Origin of the sequence: Synechococcus sp. W60.3 (genome assembly GCF_047502615.1) — a bacterium.
Classification (GTDB): Bacteria; Cyanobacteriota; Cyanobacteriia; order Thermostichales; family Thermostichaceae; genus Thermostichus.
This window is the reverse complement of record NZ_JANSHJ010000013.1, coordinates 42,249-67,926: the sequence shown is the minus strand read 5'-3', so window position 1 is coordinate 67,926 and position 25,678 is coordinate 42,249. Positions and strand designations below refer to the sequence as shown.

The following is a 25,678-nucleotide window of genomic DNA, read 5'->3' as shown; positions in this document are numbered from 1 at the left end:
CCCCTGTTCCCCCAGATGAACCGGGTTGCTCCAACTCCTGCTCCCCCTGCAGCACCCCCAACCCAACCCCCTACCCCCGGCTTTCTGGAGCGGTTGCGCGAGGAGCGGGAACGCTTGGGGAAAGACTAGGCGCAAAAAAGGGATCCCCAAGGATCCCTTCGCAAAAAGCTACGCGAGGCTAGTCCTCGATGAGATCCCCCGTCAAGGGATCCCAGAACAGGTGGAGTCAGGCGGCAGCCAGCCGGGCATTGGCGGCATCCCAGTTCACCAAGTGCTCCAGGTAGGCATTGATGAAGTCGGGCCGCCGGTTTTGGTAGTCCAGGTAGTAGGCGTGCTCCCAGACATCCAAAGTGAGCAGGGGCACTTGGCCGTGCACCAGCGGGTTTTCGGCGTTGGGGGTTTTGGTAACCTTGAGGGTGCCGTTGTCCAGCACCAGCCAGGCCCAGCCGCTGCCAAACTGGGTGGCCGCCGCCGTCTTGAAGGCTTCTGCAAACTTGTCATAGCCGCCAAAGTCGGCGTTGATCTTGTCGGCAATAGGCCCGGTAGGCGCACCTCCCCCGCCCGGCTTCATGGATTCCCAGAAAAAGGTGTGGTTCCAGACCTGGGCGGCATTGTTGAAGATGCCCACTTTGTCGGGATCCCCAAACGTGGTCTTGATAATTTCTTCTAGCGACTTATTGGCCAGCTCGGTGCCTTCGATCAGCTTGTTTAGGTTGGCCACGTAGGCGGCGTGGTGCTTGCCGTGGTGGTAGGAGAAGGTTTCCGCCGACATATAGGGCTTGAGGGCGTCGGCAGGGTAGGGCAGAGCCGGGAGTTCAAAAGCCATAATCGTCTGTCCTCTGTGTCTTGTGCAAAGAATGCAAGAAAGGACGCAGCGAAGGCAAAGATAAATCGGACAACGGCGTTACCTTTCTTTGCAGTCTTAGTGTAACTCAGAATGATTACGCTTTGGGATCCCCTCGCCATTTCCGTGCAGGCTGAGACCGTCCCCTCCTCTCCAAGCAGGGGGCCAGAGCTAACGGGATCCCTGCCGCAGCAGCTCGATCAGCAAGGAGGCGACATCCCGCAGCAGCGGGATCAAAACGGCGGTGATGGCGGCAACAGTCACCACATTGCGGGTGAAGTTAAGGGTGTCGCGGCTGAGCTGGAAAAACCGCTCGTCCCAGCGTTTGACCTCGGCCTCCAGACGTTCTTCGGCGCCAGCAATGCGTTCCTCGGCTTTGGCAATGCGCTCCTCGGCTCTGGCAATGCGTTCCTCGGCTCTGGCAATGCGCTCCTCGGTGCCGGCAATGGTCTGCAGCACCTCTTGGTTTTGCCGGGCCAGTTGGGCGATGGCCTAGGCATTGGCCTCCACCGTGCGCTCGATACGCGCCAGCCGCTCCTCGCTGTAGCTCATGGTCGGGGAGGGGGAAATTGATGCGGGCTGGGGAAGTCCTGAGGTGGGATCCCTTGCAGGGCCTCGCTCATGAAGCGCTTCCAGGTGGGGGCGACAAAGGCGCCTCCTGCCGTGCCCGGCAACATAGGGGAGTTGTTGTCGTTGCCGATCCAAATGGCGGTGGACAGTTGCGGCACATAGCCGATGAACCAGGCGTCGCGAAAATCGGAAGTGGTGCCGGTTTTGCCGGCCACCGGGCGCCCATCGTCCAGACGGGCCGCCGTCCCCGTGCCCTGGGTCACCACCCCCTTGAGGATCTGGTTGAGGGTGGCCACCGCCCAGGGATCCAAAACCCGCTGCGGCTGGGGCTTGGCCTCGAAGAGAATCTGACCGTTGCGATCCACCACCTGAGCCAAGAGAGTTGGCTCCACCCGGTAGCCGCCATTGGCAAACACCGCATAGCTGGCGGCCATTTCCAGGGGGCTGACGCTGGCCGAGCCCAGGGCCGTGGCCAAGTTGGGAAACATCTCGGCACTGATGCCCGTGGCCTGGGCTGCCGCAATGACGTTGCGGATCCCGACTTCATCTGCCAGCTTGACGGTGGGCACGTTGCGGGAGAGCTCCAAGGCGCGGGCAAAGGTGAGGGGGCCGTAGAAGGTGTTGTCGTAGTTTTTCGGGCTGTAGGGAGGCGAGCCAGGATAGGTGATGGGAGTGTCGTAGAGGATGCTGTTGGGCCCGTAGCGGCCGGTAGCCAGAGCCGCGTAGTACACATAGGGCTTAAAGGTGGATCCCGTTTGGCGAAAGGCTTGGGTGGCGCGGTTAAATTGGCCCCGTTGGGCGTTGATGCCGCCCACCAGGGCCTTGACATAGCCGGTGCGGGGATCCACCGCCGCCAGGGCCATCTGGTCGGCCCGGCGAGCAGCTCCGATGCGGGGCCCATCTTCGTTGACAATGCGCTCTGCCAGGCGTTGCAGCCGCAGGTCGATGGTGGCCTGCACTCGCAGCCCTCCCTGCAGTAGGGCTTGTTCGCCATAGCGGCGCCGCAGCTCTGCCTCGATGGCGTCGGTAACCGCCGGGGCGTTGCTCTGGAAGGAGGTGATGCGGCCCAAGGTCAATTCTTGCTCCCGTGCCGCCTGGGCCTCTTCCGGGGTAACCCAGTTCAGCTCCACCAGGCGATCCAGCACCAGCCGCTGCCGTCGCTTGGCCCCTTCCAGGTTGCGAAAGGGGCTGAGGATTTCCGGGGCCGGCAGGATCCCGGCCAACATCGCTGCTTCCGCCAAGTTCAGTTCCGCCGCATCCTTGTTGAAGTAGCTGCGGGCCGCCGCCTGGATGCCGTAGAGGTTGTGCCCCCAGTACACCTGGTTGAGGTACATCTCCAGGATCTCGTCTTTGGTAAAGACTTGCTCCAGCCGCACCGCCAGCACAATCTCGGCCACCTTGCGGCTGAGGGTGCGCTCCGGCCTCAAAAACAGGTTCTTCACCAGTTGCATCGTCAGGGTGGAGCCGCCTCCTGCCGAGCCCAACCCCCCTTCAACACTGCCCAGCAGCGCCCGGCCCAAACTGACCGGGTTGATGCCGGGGTGGGTGTAGAAGTGGCTGTCTTCAATGGCCAGCAGGGCTTTTTTCATCTCCGGCGAGACCTCTTCCAGCGAGATCACTTCCCGGTTGGCTTCCCCGTGCAAGCTGGCAATCGGCTCGCCGCGAATATCGACAATGTGGGTGGTGGCCACCGGCACGTAGTCCCGCAATTGATGCACATCGGGCAGGTTGCGGAAGCTGATGGCCAACCCCATCAAGCCGGCAGCCGTCGCTGTAGATCCCAAGAGCAGGGATCCCAGCAACAGGTTGCCCACCGTGGCGGCGGCCTGAGCTCTCCAGGAGGGGCGAGCGGGTCGGGCGGCGTCGGCATACTCGTCATACCCCGGAAAGGGGCGGCTGTAAGGATGCTGCGAAGCCGAATTCCTAGCCCAGCGGGCCGATGGTCTGCGACCGTAGGTCACCTCAAAAACCCCGTCACTTCAGCGTTGCGGAGCGACCGCAAGTCTGACCCATTATAGGGCGGCGCTTCTTAGGCCGGCAGGGGATCCTTTCCCTCTCTGAGTGGGCCAAATCCGGGTGAGCGTGGGGGGTTTCCGAGTGCTTTGTCTGCTGGCTGCTGGGATCCCCAGTTCCCTACCAGCCCGGATCTCGACATGCTGTTTCGCAGGGCAGGCGGCTGCCTCGCCGCTATCTCGCCCCAGAAGGGCGGCAAGATTGTTATCGACGTGCGAAAAACTCAGTTAGAACTGCTTAGCAAACTTTTCTGCAAAAGGGATCCCTGTCCCACCGCGTTGAGATCTTGCGCCTGGAAGCGCTATCTCGATATCCAGGACTTTTGTCATTGGCAGTGTTGGCAGGGCCAGAAGATCCAGGGCAGCGTCTTGCCAGGTGGCTAGAGCAATAGCCGAGATACGAAACTGCGGCAAGAAGAGGAAGTATCTGGGGTGTTTCCACATCCCTTCCCGCAAGCGGGCCATAGGTCTGGGAGTTGGGGTTACGGCGTCCCCTGCGATGCAAACCGCATGCTCTGGGCAGCTCGGCAAGTGGGAGCCATCCCACAAGCTGAGAAAGACCCCCCTGGCAGAGCGCTGCGCGGAAGCAAGCTATAGCCGTGGGGAGAACATCAAGGAAGACCTGTCTGAGACCTTCCGCTGCAAGGGAGATGTCTGCGCCGGCAGCGCTCTGGATCCCGGAAGGAAGCTGTAGGCTGGATTAGGTTCTCGATGCAACGGGCCGAGTTCGACCAACCTTGACTGCTACTGATTGGGGATCCCGGCGCAACTTGCCTGAGCAAATCGGCTCGATGCAGGGGCCACGGGTTTTGATCTGTGGCTACCACGGCTACGGCAATGCCGGCGACGAGGCGTTGTTGCTGGCCCTACTGCGGCAACTCCAGCAGTTGTCCGGCCCTGTACAGCCGGTGGTGCTCTCTCCTCGCCCCGCGGAAACGGCTGCCACCTATGGGGTACTGGCCTGCCCGCGCTTCGATGGCTGGGCTTTGCGGCGCTATCTGAGGCAGTCTCAAGCTTTTATCTGGGGTGGGGGCAGCCTGCTGCAGGATCGCACCAGTTGGCGCAGCCCCCTCTACTACCTGGGACTGATGCTCTGGGCCCAGCGGCGGGGGCTGAAAACCTTGGCCTGGGCCCAGGGGATCGGGCCGTTGCAGCGGGGCTGGATCCGCGAGCTGGCCCGCCGCGCTCTAGCAGGTTGTACAGCCATCAGCGTGCGCGACGCCGTTGCTTCTCAATGGCTGCGAGCCTGGGGGATCCCCCATCAGGTGGCCCCGGATCCGGTTTGGGGCCTGCCCTCCAAAACCCTGCCGGAGTGGGAAAGATGGCCTCAGCCCCGCATTGCCGTGGTCTTGCGGCAGCATCCCCAGCTCACTCCAGCGCGATTGGAGATTTTGGCTGAGGGCCTGAGACGCCTCCAGGCTGCCACCGGAGCTTATCTGCTTTTGCTGCCCTTCCAACTGGCTCCGCCTGGATCCCCCGACCTGGGGCCAGACTACCGCTTGGCGCAACGGCTGCAACAGCGCTTGCCCGGCCACAGCCAGGTGTTGGAAATTCGGGATCCCTATCTTTTAAAGGGGGTCTTTCGGGGGGTGAAATTGGCAATTGTGATGCGCTACCACGGCCTGGTGATGGCGGCAGCCGAGGGCTGTGCCTGCTTTGGCCTCAGCTACGATCCCAAGGTGACAACGCTGCTTGAGGAATTGGGCATGCCCGGCTGGGATCTCGAGGCGATCCCAGAGGATCCGGAAGCTTTGCACCGGGCTTGGTTGGCCTGCTATGCCGATGGGCCGGCCCTCGGCCCTGACCAAGTGGCCGTTTGGGTGGAGCGATCGGCCCAGCACGCCCAGTTGTTGAGGCAGCACCTCCACTGGCAAGCAGCGGGGAGTTGAGAGCTCCTACCCTGTTGACCGAGACAATGGCGGCCTAGGCCCCGCCCTTCAGGGCTTGGAGTGTTCCCCGCTGCCAGTGTGGATTCAGGCAGCCGTCCTTGTCGAGATTCGCTCTACCCTGGGAATAGGGTGCCAAGCCAAATCCCCTCCCATGAGTGCCGAGATTCAACCCTGTACGCGCCAACAGATCCTGATCGGGATGGGCCTGACCAGCCTGATCGCGGCGGTGATCGCCGGCCTCTGGATCTGGCTGGGATCCCTGCGCGTGCCCTTCCGTTGGGATCCGCTGGCCGTTGCCTGGGGAACGGCGCTGGGGCTGGGGGTGGCGCTGCTCAGCTGCGGGGCTTACTGGCTTTGGCCGGCCTATCGCCGGGCGGCTTCCGCCTACTTGCACCTGGTGGCGGATCCCCTGCAGTGGTCAGATATCTTCTGGGTGGGGGTGCTGCCGGGCTGGAGCGAGGAATGGCTGTTTCGCGGCGTGCTGATGGGATCCCTGGTGGCCAGTCCCTTGGGGTGGACGGGCGGGATCCTCTTGAGCGGCCTCTTGTTTGGGGTTTTGCATTGGCTGGGATGGCAGGGTTGGCCCTATGCCGTCTGGGCCAGCGCCGTGGGCGTCCTCCTGGGGCTGGGCGTGTGGCTGTCGGGAAACCTGCTGGTGACCATCGTCGCCCATACTCTGGTTAACTGGATTGGGGTTTGCCTTTGGAAATGTTCCGCCTTGCCAGCCGAATCCTGATCGCGTCAGCGGGCCGTAGGCCTTTCGCGTCAGCGGGCCGTAGGCCTTAGTTGCCGACGTCGCCGCCACCAATTCCCCCTCTCCCTCTGGGGGAGGGGCCGGGGGTGAGGAGAATTATCTCGATGCCAAGCCGAGGGATGTTAAAGCTTTTGAATTGGATTTTGGGATCCTTCCCGGGGCTGCAGGTGGGGCGATCCTTGCTGCTTATTGGCCTGGGGGTGTACGGCTACCTGCTCTGGCTGGGCTGGTTTCAATCGGAGCGGCTGATCTTTTTGCCTCGCCCCGCCAGCTACCAGGATGGGGATGCCATTTTCAAGCTCACCACCGCCGATGGCCTGCAGATTTCGGCGGTGTATCTGCCCAACCCCGAAGCCACCTATACCCTCCTCTACAGCCACGGCAACGCCGAGGACTTGGGAGATATCTTGCCGCGCCTGGCTGGCCTGCAGCAGGGGGGGTTTGCCGTCTTGGCCTACGACTACCGCGGCTACGGCACCAGCGAAGGGATCCCTTCCGAAGCCGGTGCCTACAAGGACATTGAGGCCGCCTACGCCTATCTGGTGGAGCAGGGGATCCCGCCGGAGCGGATTTTGGTTTACGGACGCTCGGTGGGGGGCGGGCCCTCGGTTTACTTGGCAGCCCAAAAGCCGGTGGGGGGTCTGATCCTGGAATCGACCTTTGTAACTGCTTTTCGCGTCTTGACCCGCATCCCGCTGCTGCCTTTTGATCGCTTCGACAACCTCAGCCGCATCGCCCAGATCAACTGCCCACTGCTGATTTTGCACGGCACCCAGGATCGCTTGATCCCCTTCTGGCATGCCGAAGCCCTTTACCAAGCGGCACGGGATCCCAAGCGTTTGGTGCCCATCGAGGGAGCCGATCACAACAATTTGCTACAAGTGGCCGGGGAGCGCTACCTGCCCATCCTGCACCAATTTGTGGCCGAGCTGGTGGATCCCGAGCATCCTTTCTCCAAGCAGCCGGCTAAGTAGCGATAAACACAGTGTTATGATGTCCCTGTTTTGTTAGCTAAGACCCAGAGGGTACTGGTTACAGAAGCAGCAAATCCAGGCGACTCTTTTGCCCTGGGCTTTCCCGCTGCTTTTATTCGCTGTTGGTTGACCGAAGAAGGCGGTTTTCAAGGCCATGCTTCAGGAGATTCTCAGCTTCCAACTGCTGGGCAACCCCCTTTGGAACTACCTGCTGGTATTTTTCATCTTTGTAGTCGGGATCTTCGCCATCCGCGCTGTGTTGCGGGGCTTGGTTCTCCGAACCTTGGCAGGTTGGTTCTCTAAACTCAGCGGGATCCCCGGCAATACTCCTAAGTAGAGCGCTACCTGATCCCTTTGCTCTACCTGGCTCTGATTTACGTCTGTTTGAGCAGCCTAAATTTGGCCACCGTCCTGCGGCAAACTCTGGACATCCTGGCCACTGTCGTTGGCACCTACTTGGGCATCAATCTCCTCAGCGCCAGTGTAGAGTATGCTCTGCGCATTTACCTGATGCGCAAAAAAGGCGATGCCACCACCGAGCAAAGCTTGCTGTTGCTCTCCCCTCTGATCCGGGTGGTGTTTACCCTTATCGGTATCTTGTTTCTGCTGGAAAATCTGGGTTTTGATGTGGCAGCACTGGTGGCCAGCTTGGGCATTGGCGGTATAGCCATTGCTTTGGCGGCGCAAGGAGTCTTACAGGATCTGTTTGCCTATATCTCTATTTTGATGGATCGGCCTTTCGAGATTGGGGATTTTATAATTTTGGGCGATTTTATGGGATCCGTAGAGTACATCGGCATCAAAACCACGCGCCTACGCAGCTTGGGCGGAGAGCAGATCGTGATGGCCAATACCGATATCACCGGATCCCGAATTCGCAACTACAAACGTATGCAGCGGCGGCGGGTGGTTTTTGGCTTTGGCGTTGTTTACGAAACTCCCCCCGAAAAGCTGCAGGCCATTCCAACCTTGGTGAGACAAATTATCGAAGCCGAGCCCAACGCCCAATTTGACCGCGCCCACTTCGCCGCCTACGGAGATTTCAGCCTCAATTACGAAGTGGTTTACTACGTGCTCAGCCCAGACTACAACCTCTACATGGATGTGCAGGAGCGCATCAACTTGGCCCTGAAGCGAACTTTTCAGGAACAGGGAATCGAATTTGCCTACCCAACGCAGTTGCTCTACCTGAGCTCGAAGCAGCAGGGTGCCCTCACCAACCTCTCTTAGTCCTCTCTTAGTAAAGAAGTGGGATGGGAATGGGGCTGCCGGCGGGTTTTCAGATAGCTCCTTGACCCATCAGTTCTTGCAACAGGTTCTGCGCCGTTCCCATAAAGCGCATCACGTCAGGATGATGGCTCCAGATGGGGTCGCTTTCGGGGAAAACCTCCAGCGAGAACATGCTCTGCACGGCTCGCAGATAAGGCAGCAGGACGGTGTAGCTGGCCGGGGTGAGCTGAAAGCGCAGCGCCTCATCCAAAAGCTCCAGCATCTGCCGCACCAGCTTCCACTCCACCTTCAAAGGAGGGTAGAGCATCACACACAGGGGAAACAGCTCTTGTTGGACAGCCGCCACACTGCCTTCCAGGACGCAGAGGCCCAAGTACACCTGGAACATCTCCACATCGCGGATGCTGGAAATCCGCACCTCCAGATCCGTCAAGGGGCCGCTTTCGCAGCGATAGCCTGGGAAACGCTGCGCCACCTCAGCACAGATGGACTCTGCCACGCTGGTAACCAGAGGCAAGAGCTCTTGCACGGCAGCCAGGGGGGCGGAAAAGGTATCGCCTGCATGGGCGGCGGCACCCTCGTACATCCTCTGGAGGGGCATGTAGAGGTGGTCGTCCATGACCTTCAAGTAGGGGTGGAAGAGGCCGCGCTCTTGAGGGGATAGGGCTTGCAAGACCATTTGCCCCGTGTAGTGGAATTGCATACTTAAAAAGCCCAGCACCCGCGGATCCCGTTCGCTGTAGCGGGCCCTCAGCCGGCCACAGAGCGGCGCGATCTGCACCGAAAAGCGAGCCGGCGAGAGGCCCTCCCCACAACTTTCCGCTGCCGCCTCAAATAAATCCCGAGAATCCTCGGCAATTTGCCAGGGATCGATCAAGTCCGGATCCAGCCGCTGCTTGGGTATTTCAGCAGCCAAGAGCCGCTCTGTCTTGGCCCAGGCCTGGGAGCTGGCAAAGCGCAGGGATCCCTTCACTTTGTCGGCCAGTTGGGCGCCCGGCAGCTCGCCCAAGGCCGCCTGCGCCCGCAGCTTGTCTACATATTTTTGGGCCCACAGGGTGGCCAAGCTGCAAGTTGTAGCTGTTTCTGCACTTCCCATCGATCCCACGGCCTCGCCCGAGAAGCTAGATTCTGTTACCTACAATACCCTTAGCACGTCGCCGTTGCAGCCTGTAAAGAACTTACAGAATATTAATTCCCCCGCAACAATCGTTTACGTCGGGAAAGGGCACTCCCCCTAGCCGGCAAGTTGGCAACACCTTAAAATATCCTAAAATCCGCTCGGAAAAGTGGAGTTTTTGTGGCAGAATAGACTGTAGATCGATCGATGGCAAGGATCCGGATCCCGGCCTCACCGGACTGAACTCTTTACTGAGGAGAAAGAGCGTATGGCTCTCCGACTTGGCGATACAGCTCCCAATTTTACGCAAAAGTCCACCCACGGCGAAATTGACTTCTACTCCTGGGCCGGGGATAGCTGGGTAGTGTTGTTTTCCCACCCTGCCGACTACACGCCGGTCTGCACCACCGAACTGGGCACCGTTGCCAAGCTGATGCCCGAATTTGAAAAGCGGGGGGTGAAGGTGCTGGCCCTCAGCGTGGACGATGTGGACTCCCACCTGGGCTGGGTGAAAGACATCGAGGAAACCCAGAACGCTATCGTGAACTACCCCATCTTGGCAGATGTAGACCGCAAGGTCTCGCAGCTCTACGGCATGTTGGATCAAACCAACCTTAACCAAGAAGGGCTGCCCTTGACGGTGCGCTCGGTTTTCGTTATCGATCCCAACAAGAAAATCCGCCTCATCCTTACGTATCCGGCCAGCACGGGCCGCAACTTCGACGAGCTTTTGCGGGCCATCGACGCTCTGCAGTTGACGGATAAGTACAGCGTCGTCACCCCTGCCGACTGGAAAGATGGCGACGACGTCATTATCCCGCCTTCGCTGCAGGATCCTGAAGTGCTAAAAGAAAAGTTCCCGAAAGGTTACAAGGAGCTCAAGCCCTACCTGCGGCTCACCCCTCAGCCCAATAAGTAAGTCCACCCCCCTTGGCAGGAAGGGATCCCTTCTCCGCCGAAGCCGTGATTCCTTTCTCTGGATCCCCGCCGAGGGGATCCTTGACTTTATGGTTCTTTAAACCCGCCTAAGACGGTTTCGGAGGGCGCTGCGCTGGCCTAGGCGAAACCTCCTCTTCTGGGAGAGAACGATCGCCGGTGGGGTTGGGATCGAGTTGGGCGGCAAGTTTAGGCTTCGGGGAAGGAAGCTGCTGCTGTTTCGGCCAGCCTCTCCACTGTAAAGTAGCGATGGAACTTATCCGTCACCCGCAACCAGGGGGAGCGGCTGCCTTCTTTGCGATAGCGGGTCACAAAGCCCTTTTCCACCAGCTCTGCCACGTGTTGGTAAGCGCCCTGACCGCGCAACTCCACCAAGTCAGCTTGCGAGAGGGGGCCACGTAGAACGATGGTTGCCAAGGTACGGGTGGCGCCCACCCCGATTTCAGGGGGCAAGAGCTGGTTGGCCAGCTCCAGAAAAGGCTCCCGCAACTGCAGAGCAAACCCCTCCTCCACCTGCAGCACCTCTAGGGCAGAATCGCGGTGGGCGTAGTCTTCCATCAGCTCCAACAGCGCATCGTAGGCCTCCTCGCGGCTGCAGTGGGCCAACTGGGCCAGCGTCGATAGGGCCAACGGCTGTCCCTTCAGGTAGAGGATTGCCTCGATCTGATTTTTCAGGGCTAAAAGACGCCCCCCTCCTATCTCTGGCCTGGAATCTGAAACCGACTTGGAACGACGCGAGGGCATAGCGACAAGGGATCCGCTAACCTGTCCCGTAGCATAGCAGCAGTTGCAGACTGAGGGATCCCTGCTGGGGCGGCCTGGGCCAAGGCGAGCGTTGCTATGCTAAACCATGGCAGGGTCTGCTTTCTCGCCCATCGCGCTACTCGGTGCGGAGTACAATTGCACAGCCTGAAGCCAATTGCGTAGCATAAATAGGGTTTGGGGATCCCAGAGAATTGGAGAGGTGTCCGAGCGGTTTAAGGAAGCAGTCTTGAAAACTGCCGTGGTTCACGCCACCGTCGGTTCGAATCCCACCCTCTCCGTTGCTTTTCCGTTGCTTTATTGAGTAACCCACAATGCTGTTCGGCGGATCTAGCCCCCTACCACGCCCCTACTCCTAGATAGGCCCTTCTACGCCTATCTAGAGGTTGGCTATCTCTTCGACGTAGCCGACCGACTGAGGGCCAGGGCCCAGGGCAAACCGATGCCAGCGGGGCACAACCCGGAGCCCCGAAACATCAGCTTCATCTACCGGACAGAGGCAGGCTGGAAGCGGGTGGTGGTGCAAAAGGACAACAAGCTGCAGCTCTACAGGCCCAGGGAGAATTGACTGGAAAAGTGGCCTCTGGCATATTACAGGGCAACCGCCAGATCAAGTAGAGCGCAATGCACACGCCGAGCTGGAAGCCCCACCCAATCCTCAAATATGAGCGGAGTGACTGCTATCCCTATATAGTTCTTCCCACCCCCATCAGCCTGCAACTGAGCGGGCCAGAACTGCCCCCTCGCCCCAGAGAACCTGAGCCACCTCAACTACCCCCTCGACCAGTCAAGCCGCAACTACCAGAGCTCCCAACCCGTGTGATGGACAAGCTCCAGGCTGCCCTGTCAACTGGAGCTGGAGTCGTTGCCCTAATTGCGCTGATTATTGCTGAGGCTCCATTCTTTCTAATCTTGGCAGGGATGGCTGGTGTGGCCACCTTAGCCCGCTTCTTATACGAATCCTGGACTTATGAAGAGAGAATGGAAGAATACGAGAGAAAAATGCAAAGTTACAGCCTTTTAATTTAAAATAGGGTACAGGTATTTAAATTAAAAGGCTGTACCTGTCTAGGCGCCGGGATTACGTTCTATACCCCTTAATTCTTTAACAAGCTGTATCGAGAGAGTACTGTAGAGGGCTTGCTATGGCCCCTGGATCTTAGGATCAACCGACTTCACCAACTGCTGCAAGTGGTTTAGGATCTGGGCCTCAACAGCGGCGTCGTAGAGCCGCAAAGTTAGGCGAGGCACCCGCAAAGAAGCCGTAATCCGTCCTGCCGGCAGATCCAACCACACCAGTTGCTTTTGAAAGCAGCGGCAGGTGGCCCCTATCTCCCGGGCCAGCTCTTCCACCTCCGGCCAGCTCAGGCAGCGCGGCAGCAGCAGGTCTGTGGCCCAGCCCGTTCCACACTCCCGCCGCCTGAGGATGCGCACCTGCATGGATCCCTAAATCCGCTCAGCGTAGAACTCACACCAGGGATCCCCTTTCTCTCTGGCTTTGGTCTCCTTCCCGCAAAACAGCCCACCTCGCTGGAAGAGGCGGTTGTAGAAGACTTGATCCAGAATCGGCTTCTGCTGGATGTTGCCGTTGTAGACCAGATTCATCATCGCCGGCACCGCCCCTTGAGCAAAATAGCAGGCGGGATCTTCTGCCCGTGGGTAGGAAGCCAAAAAGTAGTTGGCTTCGTAGTTGCCGTCAATGGCCACCCGGCAAGACTCGCCGCTCACCACCTCCAAAGCCTGCCAGCGACCCCACCCCAGACTGCTGGCCACCGCATAGCCGCCATGGATCCAGTCGGTATCCTTCTCTAGCATTGGCCCCACAAGGGTTTCCCACTCCACGGATTCCATAACGTTGCCAAAGGTGTAGAATACGCAGACATGTCCCGACTCCCGGATGAGATCTTCTCCCACCCCCAGTAGCTCAGCTCGCACCGCCTTCAGCTCCTCCAAAAAGCGGTACTGAATGCGGTTGTAATAGTTAGCAGGCATGCGAGTGAGCAACACGTTAAAGGCGCGAATCTGGCCTCGCTCATCTCCAGCTAAAGGCAAGCTCCATAAGGCCTCGTTGACTGCGTCGTAGTCCACTGCTGTTATCGGCTTGGGCAGATCGGCGGGACGTTCGATGAGCTTGCCCATGCCGGGGCTAGGGATCAAAGATTGAGGCCGCGACAGCCGAGTAGCCTGGATCACGCAGCAATCCTTGCGCGTAACGGCCATGCACTCTGTTTCCTCCGCCGTGTAGCTGCCTAGCTCGCCAAAGGTGGCATCCAAAGCCGCTGCCACATAGCCCACTGCCACGTGGTCGATAGGACGGGTGCGGCTGACCTGTTCCCCGTACTTGCTCAGCCAGCCTTCTGCATAGTGGGAATGGGTAAGTTGCACTTCCCCACCCGAAGCTGTCACGTCAAACTCCAGCCGCCCAAACCCCAAAAAGCTGAAGATCTGAGCCGCCACTGCCAAGCGCTCTTGGGCACTCTGAACACCGAGAGTCCCGAAAGCTCCCCGCAGAAGACTGTAGAAAATCTCCTGAGCTGCCCTACGCAGGATCCCTACGCCATCGATCCATTCGGGATCCTCAATGGTCTGCTGCAGGAATAGGTTGTAGTGGTGGCAGTGGAAAATCACCGGCTCGCCAAAGAGAGAAATGAGCTTGCGCTCGCGGTCAAGGCGTAGATGCTCCAACATAGGTGGCTTGAGCTCGAGGCGATAGGAAGGGGCAACAGTTGACGACTTCTACAACCTTAGCCTTTAGCTAGGCAAGGCAATAGGCAAGCGCTCTACCCCCAATACCTCAGATACCGCTTTGTGGAGAATGCGGAGCTCCTGGGGGTTTAGGGTGCCTTTTTCTAGGCGGATGCGGTCAATGCCCGTTTTTAGGGACAAGCGCAGCATGACAAAGTTGGGATCCGGAGCGTAGCGCTTGGCGTAGCTAATCAAAGCCTGAGCAGTGGATAGGGTGCCGTCTTGAACAGGAGGCAGCAGCGGTTTGCCGTCGATGAGGATAGCTTTGATCCGCTCTGAAATTGCTTTGAGGTCGGTGATGGAGCGGGTCAAAAACAAAACAAAGTAGGGACTTTTGGGGAAAGACTTCAGGATCACCCGCACATGAGATGAGCCCGTTGTGAGGTAATCCGTCTCCTCCTCAGGGCTGACCGTTTGGCAAAGGCGGTTGTTGGCTTGGAGCAAATCGCTGGCGTAGGTGCCCAAAAGTTCCAGCGCCTGTTCTTCCTGGGCATCGCGGGCGTAAGTTACTTTGGCTACCGTTTTGCCATCCGTGACCCGCCCTACCAAGACGGCGATGAGGCCAGGGAGCCCAGGAATATGCTGCTCAATTACACTTTGCAGGGTGCGAATAGCCATGCTCCTCTCCGAGGTTAAGACTAGGTTCTTCGCTCATTGTAGCGATTAGGAAGCCTAACCCACGAACATTTACTGATATTGACGAAGCTTTCCGAGGAGGCTCAGCCCTCGCGCCACGGATCCCAGTTCTCATGAAATTTGCCTTCCAGGATGGCCTGGCGCATCTTTTGGGTGTAGCGCATCAGCTCCGTGATGTTGTGGATGGAAAGCAAGGTGTAGCCCAGGATCTCTTGGGCGCGGATGAGGTGGCATAAATAGGCGCGGCTGAAGTGGCGGCAGGTGTAGCAGGGGCAGTCGGGATCGATGGGATCCAGGCTGCGGCGGTGTTCGGCGTTCTTGATGTTCCAGCGTTGGCCGCGGCTGATCACGGTGCCGTGGCGGGCATAGCGCGTGGGAATGACGCAGTCAAACAAGTCCACGCCGGCAGCCACTGCCGCCCGCATCTCGGCATAGGTGCCTACCCCCATAAGATAACGGGGGCGATCCGCCGGCAACAGAGGAGCTGTTTGTCGTACCACCGCGTGCATCAGCTCCACCGGCTCTCCCACGCTGACGCCGCCGATGGCATAGCCGGGCAGATCCAGCCGGCAGACTTCTTCTGCTGCCTGCCGACGCAGCTCCGGGTAAACCCCGCCCTGGACAATGCCAAACAAAGCCTGGTCTGAGCGGCGGTGGGCCTCCACGCAGCGCTTCAGCCATTGAGTAGTCCGCCGCACCGCTGCCGCCACCGCCTCAGGGCTAGCAGGATAGGGCGGGCACTCGTCAAAGGCCATGATGATGTCCGCGCCCAAGGCATTTTGGATTTGAATGGCAAGCTCAGGGGTAAAGCGAACCAGACGCCCGTCGTAGGGGGAGCGGAAGGTCACCCCTTCCTCGTCAATTTTGCGAATGGCGCTGAGGCTGAAGACCTGAAAGCCGCCCGAATCCGTGAGGATGGGGCCCGGCCAAGCCATGAAGCGGTGCAGCCCCCCGGCCTCTTGGATGATGCTTTCGCCAGGCTGGAGGTGGAGGTGATAGGTGTTGCTGAGGATAATGTGGGCGCCGGTTTCCTTGAGTTGGGCAGGGGTGAGGGTTTTCACATTGGCCAAAGTCCCCACCGGCATGAAGCAGGGGGTGGGGATCTCCCCGTGGGGGGTAATGAAGTATCCTGCCCGCGCCTGGGTATTGGGACAAGTGCCCTCGCAAACAAAGGTAAAAGCTGCCAAAGTTAGCGCTCTGGATCCAGTGCGTGCGCAGCCGAGCTTAGCATAAGAGTAGGATCCCTTTGCAGAACCTGCCTCTGCCCTTGACAGGGATCCCTTTTCTTGGGCAGACTTATAGATCGCTGCGGAACTGGCGGAATGGTAGACGCGCTAGATTCAGGTTCTAGTGGCAGCAATGCCATCGGGGTTCAAGTCCCCGGTTCCGCACTCCCCCAAAATGGGTTTCAGGGGATACTGCCAGGTTGTCCGGCTTCACCTCCACTTCTAGAGGGTCAGCTCCTTTTCGATTTGGCCAAGCTTGATGCGGGCAAGGGCCAAGTTGCTTTTCTCTCGATCCAGAACCAGATAGAAAAACAAACCAGAGATGTGCTGGACTAGATGCATTAGGTGGTACTGAGTCTCCAGCAGGATAAGAATCTCCTCGATTTTGTCAGTAAGCTTAAGAGACTCAGCAGCTCGCATTTTGGCGCGGATCACCTCTGTGTTTCCGGCAACAGCCAGCTCTAGATTAGCTTCGGGAAAGGCAGGGCTGTTGGTACCCTTGTATCCCAGGCACATCCCGGTTTTCCAATCTCCCACTGCTACCCCCAAGGCACCATCAATGCTCAAGGCCTCTACCAGGCTATCTTGGAGCTTTTGCATAGCTAAAGCTATCCTCCTTTTGCCGAGCTTGTGGTATCATGCTACGCCCTTTGTTAAAAAGTTTCAACCTGAAGTTCCCATACGAACGATAGGAAATAGCCTGGTCATCTTAACTAACACCATCGATTGGAGTTTATTGTATCAATCTTCCCTGGCTTTGACACCAGTACGAATGTCGAGACCGAGATCCGACCAGCTTTTTTCTCTTCTGCCTACAGCGGATCTGGATAGGTCAGGTCTGGGCCTGTAATTTTGCCTCGTCTGACGGAGCTGCTGAGCAGGGCGAGAATGCAGACAGCTCATCCAGCAGGAAGCGGGCTTGGGGATCGGATCCCTGTAGCTTCCGGTAGAGAGGCTTGGAGGTTATGCTGGGGTTACCTCTTTTACCTTGAGACTATCGACCTCCGAGATCGGTGGATCGGAACCCTTCCTCTCCGCTTAGTTTGACCTATGCCCAAAGCTCCCCTTCCTCCCAACGAAAAAGAGCGGCTGGCTGCCCTGCGGCAGTATCAGATTCTCGATACGGCACCTGAAACTGCGTTTGACGAGATCGTCCGCCTTGCCGCCTACATCTGCGGCACGCCCATTGCCCTGGTCAGCCTTATCGACGAACACCGCCAGTGGTTTAAAGCCAAATTCGGCGTCGATGTGGAGGAGACTCCCCGGGATGTGGCCTTCTGCGCCCACGCCATCTTGTCGCCTAAAGAGCCGCTGGTGGTGCCCGATGCCACTCAGGATCCCCGCTTTGCCGATAACCCGTTTGTCGCTCAAGAGCCCCACATTCGCTTTTACGCTGGCATTCCCTTGGTAACTCCAGAAGGGCAAGCCTTAGGCACGCTTTGCGTTGTCGATTATCAGCCTCGGCACCTGACCCCAGAACAACTGGAGCAATTACAAGCCCTGGCCCATCAGGTGGTGGCCCAACTGGAGCTGCGCCGTACTTTGAGGGAACTGGCTCAGACGCCTCTGCTGCCTAAGTCGGGGGATACTAAACCTGCCCGCAAAAACCGCTTTCTCCTCAAAGTTACCGCCGGTTTTGGCCTGGCTGCCTTGCTTTTGGGCGGGATCACCTACTCAGCTCAGCGGAATGCCTCTCAACTGCCGCAGCTTACAGAACGAGTGGCCCACACTCTAAAAGTGATCCAAAACTTGGAAGGATTGCTGGCGGAAACCCGCGCCGCCGAGGCCGGTCAATATGGTTATCTTCTGACCAATAATCCTCGCTATCTCAGTGAGTACCAAGCCAGCCTTGAAGCCACCTCCACCCATCTGCGCTTGTTGAAAGAGCTCACTGCTGACAACCCCCTGCAGCAAGAGCGTCTGAAGCGCCTAGAGCTGCTGGAGCAACGGCTACGAGTCATCCAAGACTTGATCCGGCTGAGGGAGCAAGAGGGGCTACCTGCCGTTCAGGAAGCTCTAGAAAGCAGCGAAGGGCCAAGGTTAATGGAGCAAATTGTCGAGTTGATTCGGGTGCTCCAGCAGGAGGAAAATCGCCTTCTGGAGCAACGCAATCAGGAACTGCAGTTAACCTGGGTGAGAACCAATCTTGTTGCCCTGGGGGGGCTGATTTTCACTTACCTGGTTCTGAGCGCCGTTTACTTCCTCATCCGCCGGGAGACTGCCGAGCGAGAAGAGGCAGAACGATCCCTCAAGCAAGAGCGAGATTTTACCAACGCGGTTATCGATACGGCAGGGGCGCTGGTGGTGGTTCTGGATCCTGAGGGACACATTTTGCGCTTCAACCGCGCTGCCGAGCAGCTCTCTGGCTACTCGCTGGCAGAAGTTAAGAACCGGCTGCTGTGGGATTTGGGTTTGATCCCGCCGGAAGATGTGCTTGGTGTGAAGCAAGCTTTTGAACAGCTCAAGGGCAATCATTCCCTCTTTTTGAATCGCCATGAGAATTTTTGGCGCACCAAGCAAGGGGCACTGCGGCTTATTTCTTGGTCTAACACCGCCCTAATCAACGCTGCCGGCGAGGTGGAGTTTGTCATGGGCACCGGCATCGACATCACCGACCGCAAGCTGGCGGAGCTGGCCTTGAAAGAAAGCGAAGAGCGCTACCGGGATCTCTTTGAAAATGCCAGCGACCTCATCCAGAGCGTGGATGCTGAAGGGCACTTTTTATATGTCAACCGAGCTTGGAAAGAGACCTTGGGCTATGACGAAGCTCAGGTCTATCAGATGACCCTCTTCGACATTCTCCATCCCGACTGCCGAGAGCACTGCCAGGCTCTTTTCCAGAAGCTTCTAGCAGGGGAGAAACTGGAGAGGGTAGAGACAGCTTTCCTCACGGCCAGCGGTGAAACCGTTTGGGTGGAGGGCAATGTCAACTGCCGCTTTGAAGATGGAGTGATGGTAGCTACGCGGGGCATCTTCCGCAACATTACCGAGCAGAAGAAAGCGGCAGAAGAATTGGAGCGGCAAAACCGCCGGGCTCAGTTGCTAGCCAATCTCAGCTTGAAGATCCGCGAATCTTTGGATATCGCCGAGATCCTAGAGACGGCGGTAACAGAAATCCAAGCTCTGCTCAAAGCCGACCGGGTTTTGGTCTACCGCTTCCAGCCGGATGGTTCTGGGATCATCTCCAACGAGAAAACTCAGCCGGGGATCCCCTCCTTGATGGGAGAGGTGATTGAGGATCCCTGTTTTCAGGAAAAGTACGCCCAGCTCTACAGCCAGGGCCGCGTTCGCGTTGTTAGCGATGTGGAAAGTGAAGGACTGGAGCCTTGTTACCTAGAGCTGCTGCAAAAAATGCAGGTCAGGGCCAACTTGGTGGTGCCGCTGTTTTTGGAGCAGCAGTTGTGGGGGTTGTTGCTGGCCCACCAGTGCTCCGGGCCCCGTCAGTGGCAGCCGTTTGAGATGGAGCTGCTGTCGCAGTTGGCCAACCAAATTGGCGTTGCCCTCACCCAGGCAGCCCTTTTGGAACGGGAGAGAAAGCGCAGTCTGGAGCTGGAACAAGCCCGCAAAGCAGCTGAGCAGGCTGCCCAGGCCAAAAGCAGCTTCTTAGCCACCATGAGCCACGAGATCCGCACCCCCATGAACGCGGTGTTGGGGATGACGGGCCTGCTGCTGGAGACCCCCCTCAATGCAGAACAGCGGGACTTTGTAGAGACCATCCGCGTCAGCGGCGATGCGCTGCTCACCCTCATCAACGACATCCTGGACTTCTCCAAATTGGAGGCCGGGGAAATGGAGCTGGAGATCCTGGATTTCGATCTCCGCTCGTGTCTGGAAGAGGTGGCGGATCTGTTTGCCCCCACTGCCCACGCCAAGGGATTGGAGCTGGCGGTGCTCATGCCACCGGAAGTGCCGCGCTACCTGCGGGGAGATGCCTCGCGTCTGCGGCAAATCCTCAACAACTTGGTGAGCAATGCCATTAAATTTACCCACCAGGGGGAGGTGGTGATCCAAGCGGAGGTGCTGCAAGAAACCGCTACCCATGTCCACCTCAAGCTCTCGGTGAGAGATACCGGGATCGGGATCCCGGCGGCGGCGCAGAGCAAGCTGTTTCAACCGTTTAGCCAGGTGGATGCCTCTACTACCCGCAAATACGGAGGTACGGGACTGGGCTTGGCCATCTGCAAACAACTGACAGAACTGATGGGGGGAACCATCTCGTTGCAAAGCCAGGAGGGACAGGGCAGCACCTTCAGCGTCGAGCTGACTCTGGAGCGGCAGCCCTACGTCCAGCAGCTTGCCCAGCCTTCTGCTCGCATCCCGGTGGATCTGCAGGGCAAGCGGCTGTTGGTGGTGGACGACAATGCCACCAATCGCAAGATCCTGCGCTGCCAGGCCCCGGCTTGGGGCATGGTGGTGGAAGAGGCCGAAAATGCCTATCAGGCTATGGACAAACTGCGCCAAGCCGTTCGGGAAGGCAGACCCTTCCCCCTGGCCGTTTTGGACATGCAAATGCCGGAGGTGGATGGGGAGACCCTGGGCCGCTGGATCAAAGCCGATCCGGAACTGTCCCAGACGCAACTGGTGATGATGACTTCACTGGGACTGGGGGAGCACTCCCGCCGCGCTGCCGAGATTGGCTTTGCCGCCTACTTAGTTAAGCCGGTAAAACAAAGCCGTCTGCAGGAAGCGCTGGTCATGGCGCTGGGGAAATCTTCTGGTTTATCCACTTCGCTCTTGGGAATGAGTCCCGTCCTCCCTCAGACGACCCCCAGGGAGGATCGTCCCCGTCAATCGCTGCGCATCCTGCTAGCAGAAGACAACCCCGTCAACCAGAAGGTGGCCCTGCGCCAGCTCCAGAGCCTGGGCTATATGGCGGATGTGGTGGCCAACGGACAGGAGGTGCTGGATCTGTTGCAGCGAGTCCAGTACGACCTCATCCTCATGGATTGCCAAATGCCGGTGATGGATGGCTACGAGGCCACCCGCCGCCTGCGCCAGCAGGAGCGGGGATCCGGCCACCGCACCGTGGTGATCGCCATTACAGCCAACGCCATGCAGGAGGATCGGGAGCGCTGCTTGCAAGCTGGCATGGACGACTATCTCAGTAAACCGGTGCTGAAGGAGGATCTGGAAAGAGTGCTCAACCACTGGAGCCAAAGGATCGCTCCCTCCGCAGCAGGAGCAGCCAATGGGCCTGCCTCGCCCGATCCCCCTTCTGCTGAGGGCGCCAACGGCAACTCTGCTCCCACGCTGCCCTACCCCATCGACGCCGCCTACTTGGATCGAGTTACCGGCGGAGACCGCCAGTTTCAGCGGGAGCTGCTGCAGGTGTTTGTCCAAGATTGCCAGAACCAGTTGCCGCACCTGCGCCAAGCGGTTACGAAAGGTGACCCTGAAGAGCTGCGGAAAGTTGCCCACCGCCTCAAAGGGGCTAGCGCCAACGTCGGGGCGAATGCCTTCTGTCAAGTGGCCCGCGAGCTGGAGCACCTAGGGGTGGGATTGGCCCAGCAGGGATCCCTGGACAGCGCTGCACCAGAATGGGCCAGGGCTTCCCAGGGCCTGGAGGAGCTGGAGCGCATCCTAGCCGACCTTTGCCAGTACTTGCAGAATTTGTAGGGGGTAGAGCCTTAGCAAAGCAAAAGCTCGGCTGCCAGCCGAGCAGAAAGGGTCTGTGCCAGGGCTTGGGATTACATCAGGCCGATTTGAGAGAGGATCCCTTGGCCCGTGAGCAGCTCGGTCAAAACGCCAATTACAAAGCCCAGCATCGCCAGCCGGCCATTCCATTTTTCGGCAAAGGGCGTAAAGCCAAACTTAGCTTCTTGGTTTTCCATGGCTGCAACTCCATCAGTAGGTGACATTCCCAATGTGGCTCAGATATTAAAAAGTGTCAAGTTTTGTGTCGAGAGCTAACAAGCCGCAGGCAGTGGATCCCTAGCTGCTTTTGACGGCAGTCCAGACAGCGTCAACCAGACGTAGCTGCTCCTGCGACAGCACTTTGAGGTACTTTAGCCTGGCAAAGGTCGTCTCATCGGGATAGATAGCTGGGTTTTGGCGATCCCGGGGGTTGATCCTGGGTAGGGCAGCAGCGTTGGGGGTGGCAAAGCGGTTGTAGTTGCTCAGTTGGGCGCCAATTTCCGGCTCCAGAATGAAGTTGATGAAGCGGTTGGCCAGCTCCGGGTTAGGAGCTTTGGCAGGGATAGCCATCACGTCAAGCCAAATGTGGGCGCCCTCGCGGGGGACAAAGTAGCCAATGTTGGGATTTTCTTCGGCAGCTTGCAGGGCATCACCGCTGTAGACAACCGCCACATTGGCTGTCCCGGAGACCAGTTGATTTTTGCCGCCCACCCCGCCAATGAGACCGGCGCTGCGGCGTTTGGCTTGAATCAACAGCTCCTGAATCTGCTGCAGCTCTGCGGGAACGGTAGTACTGGGGTCAAAGCCCAGGTAGAAGGCGGCAGCCGCAAGCATAGAGCGCATCTCATCGATCATCACAAAGGGGCCGTACTGCTGCTTAGGATCAAAGATCACCCCCCAGGAACGCTCAAAGTTTTCCGGCAGGCGGTCTTTGCGGTAGCCAATGCCGGTGGTGCCCCACTGGTAGGGAACGGTGTAGGTGTTTTCTGGGTCAAAGGGCAAGCCGACAAACTTCTCGTCCAGGTTGCGGAGATTGGGAATGAGGTTTTTGTTGAGAGGCTGCAGCAGGCCCAGCTCCACCATGTTGGGCACAACGTAGTCGGTGGGCACGACAATGTCGTACTGGCTGACGCCGCCCCCCCGCAGCTTGGCAATCATGTCCTCGTTGGACTCGTACACACTCACCACTACGCGGCTGTTAGTGGCTTTCTCAAAGGCCGTGAGAATGGCTGGGTCAATGTATTCCGACCAGATGTAGAGTTGGAGGGTTTGTTTTCGGGCAGCAGTTCCTAAGCGCCAAAAGAAAAGTAGGGCCAGTAGACAGCAGAGCAAAGCAACGGCCGTGGCAATTCTCTTTTTCATGGGCATTTTCACACCTAGTGGAGCTGGACGTCGCCCTTACACCTAGCCATGGATCTGGAGCGATCCTGTCCAGCCAATCGCGGTTCAAATCCCTGCTCTAGCCTACCACCTGGACTTCCCCGTTGCTGTTCTCCCCAACCAAGAAGAGCAACTGATATAGCCGCTGCTGCTCGGCAGGGTTACAGTAACGCTGTTGCTGCGTGGGCCAATCTTGGAGAGCCAGCTTCTGTTGTTCCTGCAGCCAGTTCTGCAAGCTTGAGTCGGCAGGTAGCTGGGCCTGTAGAACTTGCAAGTCGTTAAAGCGGCCCAACTTTTCCTGCAGACGCTTGAGGGCCTTCACCCAGCTTTGGAGGGTCTCTCCGTAGAAGGGGGCAAAAAACTCTAGCTGGTAGCGCAGGCGTTTGGTGGCTTTGCGCAGGTCATGCAGTTGTTCAGCCTGAGCTTCGGTTTCGGGGAAGGCCGGGATCCGCCAACCCGGCTGCAGGAACCAGGCAGCCAGCAAAGGGGCCAACAGGTGAGGCAAGCTCTCCCGGAGGGGAAGCTGGGCCGGAGGCCGGTAGCGAGGGTGCTCCAGCCACTCGGCGCAGGCTGCCTGAAACTCTTGAAAGTCGGCATCTTCCAAAATGCGACGGGAACGTTTCTCAGCTTGGGCCTGCCGCTGCCGCAGGTCTTCCTCCAACTCCTTCAGCTCTGCCTGCTCGGCTGCCGGGAGCCCCTGCCAACAGGGCTCCTGGAGGATTTCCAGCAATACGTCCAGATCCCGCTGCTGGCCCAGAGTTCTGGTCAGCTTCTGCAAACGCTTGGGTTTAAGCGGCTTGGGCAGGCGCACGGATCCCTGAAACACTTCCGCCCAGGTGCCGATGCGGCGCAAGCTCACCCGGATCTGATGAAGGGATTCTGCCGCCTCTGGGTGGTGCTTGAGCACTCTCCCCACATGCTTCTGCAGCCGCTGCCATTGCTGGCTCAGCAGTTGGTGGGCCAAAGCAGCCAGCGGAGGCAAGCTTGAAGACGAGAGCAAGAGTGACTCCGAGGACTCCGTCTTGCCGAGGCTCTCAGTTTCCGATTCAGCAGCAATGAGGTCCACCGCAAGTCTTCTCTACCCACGACAACAACTCCAAAGAGCGGCAAACTCCCCTGCCCTGGCTTACCTAGGCTAGCTTGAGCCGCCCCCTGCTCCCCCCTTTTTAACCAAATCTTAACCTTTCGTCTAGGGCCTTGGGACTGCTGCCAGCAGGCGAGGCTTGACCACCGACCAGATGCGGGCAGCCACCTCCAGGGGGGATCCCCCGGCGTCAATGCGGACAATCCGCTGCGGCTCTGCGGCGGCTAGAGCTTGAAATCCGCGGTAAACCCGGCGGTGGAACTCCAGGTGCTCCTGTTCGAGCTTGTCGCCAAGACGGGAGCGCGCCAGCCCCACTTCGGGAGCAAGATCCAGCCACAGGGTAAGCTGTGGCTGCAGCCCGCCGGTGGCCAAGTGGTTGAGCTGGCGGATCTGCTCCAAGTTCAGGCCTCGACCGTAGCCCTGGTAGGCCAAGGTGGAATCGGTGAAGCGATCACAGATCACCACTTGTCCCACCGCGAGAGCCGGCGCGATGACCTTGTTCACGTGTTCAGCCCGATCCGCAGCGTACAGGAGCAGCTCGGCCAGCGGCGTCAAGGGATCCCCGTGCAACAGCAGCTCCCGCAGCGCTTCGCCCAGCGCCGTCCCTCCCGGCTCGCGGGTAGACACGCAGGCGTAGCCTTCTCGTTGCAGCCGCTCGGCCAAGAGGGCTTGCTGGGTGGTTTTGCCCACCCCCTCCCCGCCTTCTAGAGTAATGAACACGGCGCCGTCAGGGGGCTAGCGCAGATTAAGCTGCGGTTGCAAATCAAAGGAGTGGCCCGGCACCATCACGTACACGTCGGGGATGTTGGTGGGCTCCAGGTTTTGCAGGGCCAGCCCCTCCACGTTGGAGCGGAGCGCGTTGTTGACGGCGGTTTCCAGTTGGGACAAAACCTGGGCCTCATTACCCTGAGTGGCTAAGCTGGGAAACTGGTTGTAGACGGCGCGGGCCAAGCTGCTGGCCAAGGGGATCTGGATCAGGGTGAGGTTGGATCCGCCCAGTTGGGGGCCCAGGGTGTTGGCCCGTCCGCGGATGCCCAAGGCCTGCAGGGCATTGGCCGTTTGGCTGACGGGAATGGTGCAGGTATCCACTTTGTAGATGGGCACCGAGGCCACGGTGAGGGCAGAGACGCTGGTCAGTTGCACCACGGTAAAGGAAGCCGTGCCGTTGTAGGCAAAGCAAAAATCCCGGAAGGCCGCCGGCACATTGGCAGCGCGGATGGGGCGCTCATCGTCAAAGCCGCCCGACTCGGCAAAGATGTTGCGGATGGCAAACCCGCCGAAGAAGGCCAGCAGGGCCACCACCAGCAGGATGGTCAGATCTGAGGAGGAGACTCCCCCTGAAGAGCTGCTGCTGCGTCCTCCCCCTCCATATCCCCCCCTGCCCCCGTAGCTGGGGGTGTAGCCGTAAGCTGCAGAACGGCTGGAGTCGCTCCGGTAGGAGCCGGCATAGGCGGCAGAGCGGGCGGATCCGTCGTAACCCCAGTTGCTGGAGATAGGGCGCCGGGGAACCAAGGCTTGTCCGGCACGGCTGGGCCGGGGCCGAGAGGACTCCGTCTCGGCACCCCGCGAAGATCCGGCGGCAGCTTCTCGGGCTGAGCTGGCCCTCTGTCCTCCGCGCCCAGAGAGACGAGCAGCGGACGTCTTGCCATCGTTTTGCCTCTCCTCATCCTCTAGCCAGTCTTCGGCACCTCCAGTGGAGGGAGTAGAGCCGTCCTCCGGCAAGGGGGGCGGGGAACGCCGGCCTTGGGACTCTGGGCTGTTGGGAGCTTGGCCGCGGCTTCCCTCGCCGGCAGCAGCCGTTGAGTCTGGAATACGGTTTGGATCCCGGCTTGGATCGCGCTCCTCAGAGAAGGTCATTCTTCAGGCTCCCAACGCAAAACTGGCA

Annotated in this window: 22 protein-coding genes and 2 tRNA genes; 9 read left to right on the top strand and 15 right to left on the bottom strand. The window is 59.1% G+C overall.

Annotated features, from left to right (window positions below; translation table 11 throughout):
* Window positions 1-226 precede the first annotated feature (226 nt).
* From NW846_RS06580 to NW846_RS06570, 3 genes are all read right to left on the bottom strand, one after another.
* Window positions 227-826 carry a superoxide dismutase gene (locus tag NW846_RS06580; protein ID WP_414348356.1) on the bottom strand — a complete coding sequence of 200 codons (600 nt, stop codon included), beginning with the start codon at window positions 824-826 and terminating at the stop codon, window positions 227-229.
* A gap of 189 nt (window positions 827-1,015) precedes the next feature.
* Window positions 1,016-1,303: a hypothetical protein gene (locus NW846_RS06575; RefSeq protein ID WP_414348353.1), complete on the bottom strand. Its 288-nt coding sequence runs from the start codon at window positions 1,301-1,303 to the stop codon at window positions 1,016-1,018.
* Window positions 1,304-1,392: 89 nt separating this feature from the next.
* A complete protein-coding gene (locus NW846_RS06570) occupies window positions 1,393-3,375 on the bottom strand; it encodes a transglycosylase domain-containing protein (RefSeq protein ID WP_414347042.1) in 1,983 nt (660 codons plus the stop codon).
* 788 nt (window positions 3,376-4,163) lie between these two features.
* Between NW846_RS06570 and csaB the strand changes: the two genes are divergently transcribed.
* The 5 genes from csaB to NW846_RS06545 all read left to right on the top strand — a co-directional run bounded on the left by csaB (window position 4,164) and on the right by NW846_RS06545 (window position 8,273).
* Entirely contained in the window at window positions 4,164-5,315 is a 1,152-nt protein-coding gene (gene csaB, locus NW846_RS06565) for a polysaccharide pyruvyl transferase CsaB (protein ID WP_240527773.1), read from the top strand.
* 151 nt (window positions 5,316-5,466) lie between these two features.
* Window positions 5,467-6,051 (top strand): CPBP family intramembrane glutamic endopeptidase, encoded by a 585-nt coding sequence (locus NW846_RS06560; RefSeq protein WP_011431623.1) that lies wholly within the window; start codon window positions 5,467-5,469, stop codon window positions 6,049-6,051.
* 149 nt (window positions 6,052-6,200) lie between these two features.
* On the top strand, window positions 6,201-7,043 hold the full coding sequence (locus NW846_RS06555; RefSeq protein WP_346426052.1) for an alpha/beta hydrolase: 843 nt from the start codon (window positions 6,201-6,203) through the stop codon (window positions 7,041-7,043).
* Window positions 7,044-7,197: 154 nt separating this feature from the next.
* Window positions 7,198-7,380, top strand: a complete 183-nt coding sequence (locus NW846_RS06550; protein ID WP_414347040.1) for a hypothetical protein — start codon at window positions 7,198-7,200, stop codon at window positions 7,378-7,380.
* Between the two features lie 62 nt (window positions 7,381-7,442).
* Window positions 7,443-8,273 carry a mechanosensitive ion channel family protein gene (locus tag NW846_RS06545; protein ID WP_414347039.1) on the top strand — a complete coding sequence of 277 codons (831 nt, stop codon included), beginning with the start codon at window positions 7,443-7,445 and terminating at the stop codon, window positions 8,271-8,273.
* Between the two features lie 49 nt (window positions 8,274-8,322).
* Here NW846_RS06545 and NW846_RS06540 read toward each other — a convergent pair whose 3' ends face one another.
* Window positions 8,323-9,369 (bottom strand): hypothetical protein, encoded by a 1,047-nt coding sequence (locus NW846_RS06540; RefSeq protein ID WP_099834729.1) that lies wholly within the window; start codon window positions 9,367-9,369, stop codon window positions 8,323-8,325.
* A gap of 289 nt (window positions 9,370-9,658) precedes the next feature.
* Between NW846_RS06540 and NW846_RS06535 the strand changes: the two genes are divergently transcribed.
* A complete protein-coding gene (locus tag NW846_RS06535) occupies window positions 9,659-10,309 on the top strand; it encodes a peroxiredoxin (RefSeq protein WP_011431619.1) in 651 nt (216 codons plus the stop codon).
* Window positions 10,310-10,515: 206 nt separating this feature from the next.
* Here the strand turns inward: NW846_RS06535 and scpB are convergent, their stop codons facing one another.
* Window positions 10,516-11,070: an SMC-Scp complex subunit ScpB gene (gene scpB, locus NW846_RS06530; protein ID WP_011431618.1), complete on the bottom strand. Its 555-nt coding sequence runs from the start codon at window positions 11,068-11,070 to the stop codon at window positions 10,516-10,518.
* 214 nt (window positions 11,071-11,284) lie between these two features.
* Between scpB and NW846_RS06525 the strand changes: the two genes are divergently transcribed.
* Window positions 11,285-11,369, top strand: a tRNA-Ser gene (locus NW846_RS06525).
* Window positions 11,370-12,231: 862 nt separating this feature from the next.
* On the opposite strand, the gene NW846_RS06520 is transcribed toward NW846_RS06525, so the two are convergent.
* From NW846_RS06520 to tgt, 4 genes are all read right to left on the bottom strand, one after another.
* Entirely contained in the window at window positions 12,232-12,528 is a 297-nt protein-coding gene (locus tag NW846_RS06520; RefSeq protein ID WP_011431615.1) for a hypothetical protein, read from the bottom strand.
* Between the two features lie 6 nt (window positions 12,529-12,534).
* Window positions 12,535-13,776: a hypothetical protein gene (locus tag NW846_RS06515; protein ID WP_414347038.1), complete on the bottom strand. Its 1,242-nt coding sequence runs from the start codon at window positions 13,774-13,776 to the stop codon at window positions 12,535-12,537.
* 63 nt (window positions 13,777-13,839) lie between these two features.
* Window positions 13,840-14,451: a hypothetical protein gene (locus NW846_RS06510; RefSeq protein WP_099835726.1), complete on the bottom strand. Its 612-nt coding sequence runs from the start codon at window positions 14,449-14,451 to the stop codon at window positions 13,840-13,842.
* A gap of 101 nt (window positions 14,452-14,552) precedes the next feature.
* Window positions 14,553-15,656, bottom strand: coding sequence for a tRNA guanosine(34) transglycosylase Tgt (tgt, locus tag NW846_RS06505; RefSeq protein ID WP_414347037.1), 1,104 nt, complete (start codon window positions 15,654-15,656; stop codon window positions 14,553-14,555).
* A gap of 121 nt (window positions 15,657-15,777) precedes the next feature.
* Between tgt and NW846_RS06500 the strand changes: the two genes are divergently transcribed.
* Window positions 15,778-15,860: transfer RNA gene (locus NW846_RS06500), tRNA-Leu, on the top strand.
* Window positions 15,861-15,917: 57 nt separating this feature from the next.
* Here NW846_RS06500 and NW846_RS06495 read toward each other — a convergent pair.
* The gene (locus NW846_RS06495; protein ID WP_414515595.1) at window positions 15,918-16,295 is read right to left on the bottom strand and encodes a hypothetical protein; all 378 of its coding nucleotides are present in this window, start codon (window positions 16,293-16,295) and stop codon (window positions 15,918-15,920) included.
* Window positions 16,296-16,745: 450 nt separating this feature from the next.
* Between NW846_RS06495 and NW846_RS06490 the strand changes: the two genes are divergently transcribed.
* Window positions 16,746-21,311 carry a GAF domain-containing protein gene (locus tag NW846_RS06490; protein WP_414515593.1) on the top strand — a complete coding sequence of 1,522 codons (4,566 nt, stop codon included), beginning with the start codon at window positions 16,746-16,748 and terminating at the stop codon, window positions 21,309-21,311.
* Window positions 21,312-21,382: 71 nt separating this feature from the next.
* Here the strand turns inward: NW846_RS06490 and NW846_RS06485 are convergent, their stop codons facing one another.
* The 5 genes from NW846_RS06485 to NW846_RS06465 form a co-directional block, all read right to left on the bottom strand.
* Entirely contained in the window at window positions 21,383-21,526 is a 144-nt protein-coding gene (locus tag NW846_RS06485; RefSeq protein WP_414346668.1) for a high light inducible protein, read from the bottom strand.
* Between the two features lie 100 nt (window positions 21,527-21,626).
* Window positions 21,627-22,697, bottom strand: coding sequence for a spermidine/putrescine ABC transporter substrate-binding protein (locus NW846_RS06480; protein ID WP_414346670.1), 1,071 nt, complete (start codon window positions 22,695-22,697; stop codon window positions 21,627-21,629).
* Between the two features lie 91 nt (window positions 22,698-22,788).
* Window positions 22,789-23,691, bottom strand: coding sequence for a CHAD domain-containing protein (locus NW846_RS06475; RefSeq protein WP_414515591.1), 903 nt, complete (start codon window positions 23,689-23,691; stop codon window positions 22,789-22,791).
* A 207-nt stretch (window positions 23,692-23,898) separates the two neighbouring features.
* Entirely contained in the window at window positions 23,899-24,513 is a 615-nt protein-coding gene (tmk, locus tag NW846_RS06470; protein WP_011431602.1) for a dTMP kinase, read from the bottom strand.
* Window positions 24,514-24,528: 15 nt separating this feature from the next.
* Window positions 24,529-25,650: a hypothetical protein gene (locus tag NW846_RS06465; RefSeq protein ID WP_414346674.1), complete on the bottom strand. Its 1,122-nt coding sequence runs from the start codon at window positions 25,648-25,650 to the stop codon at window positions 24,529-24,531.
* Between the last annotated feature and the right edge of the window lie 28 nt (window positions 25,651-25,678).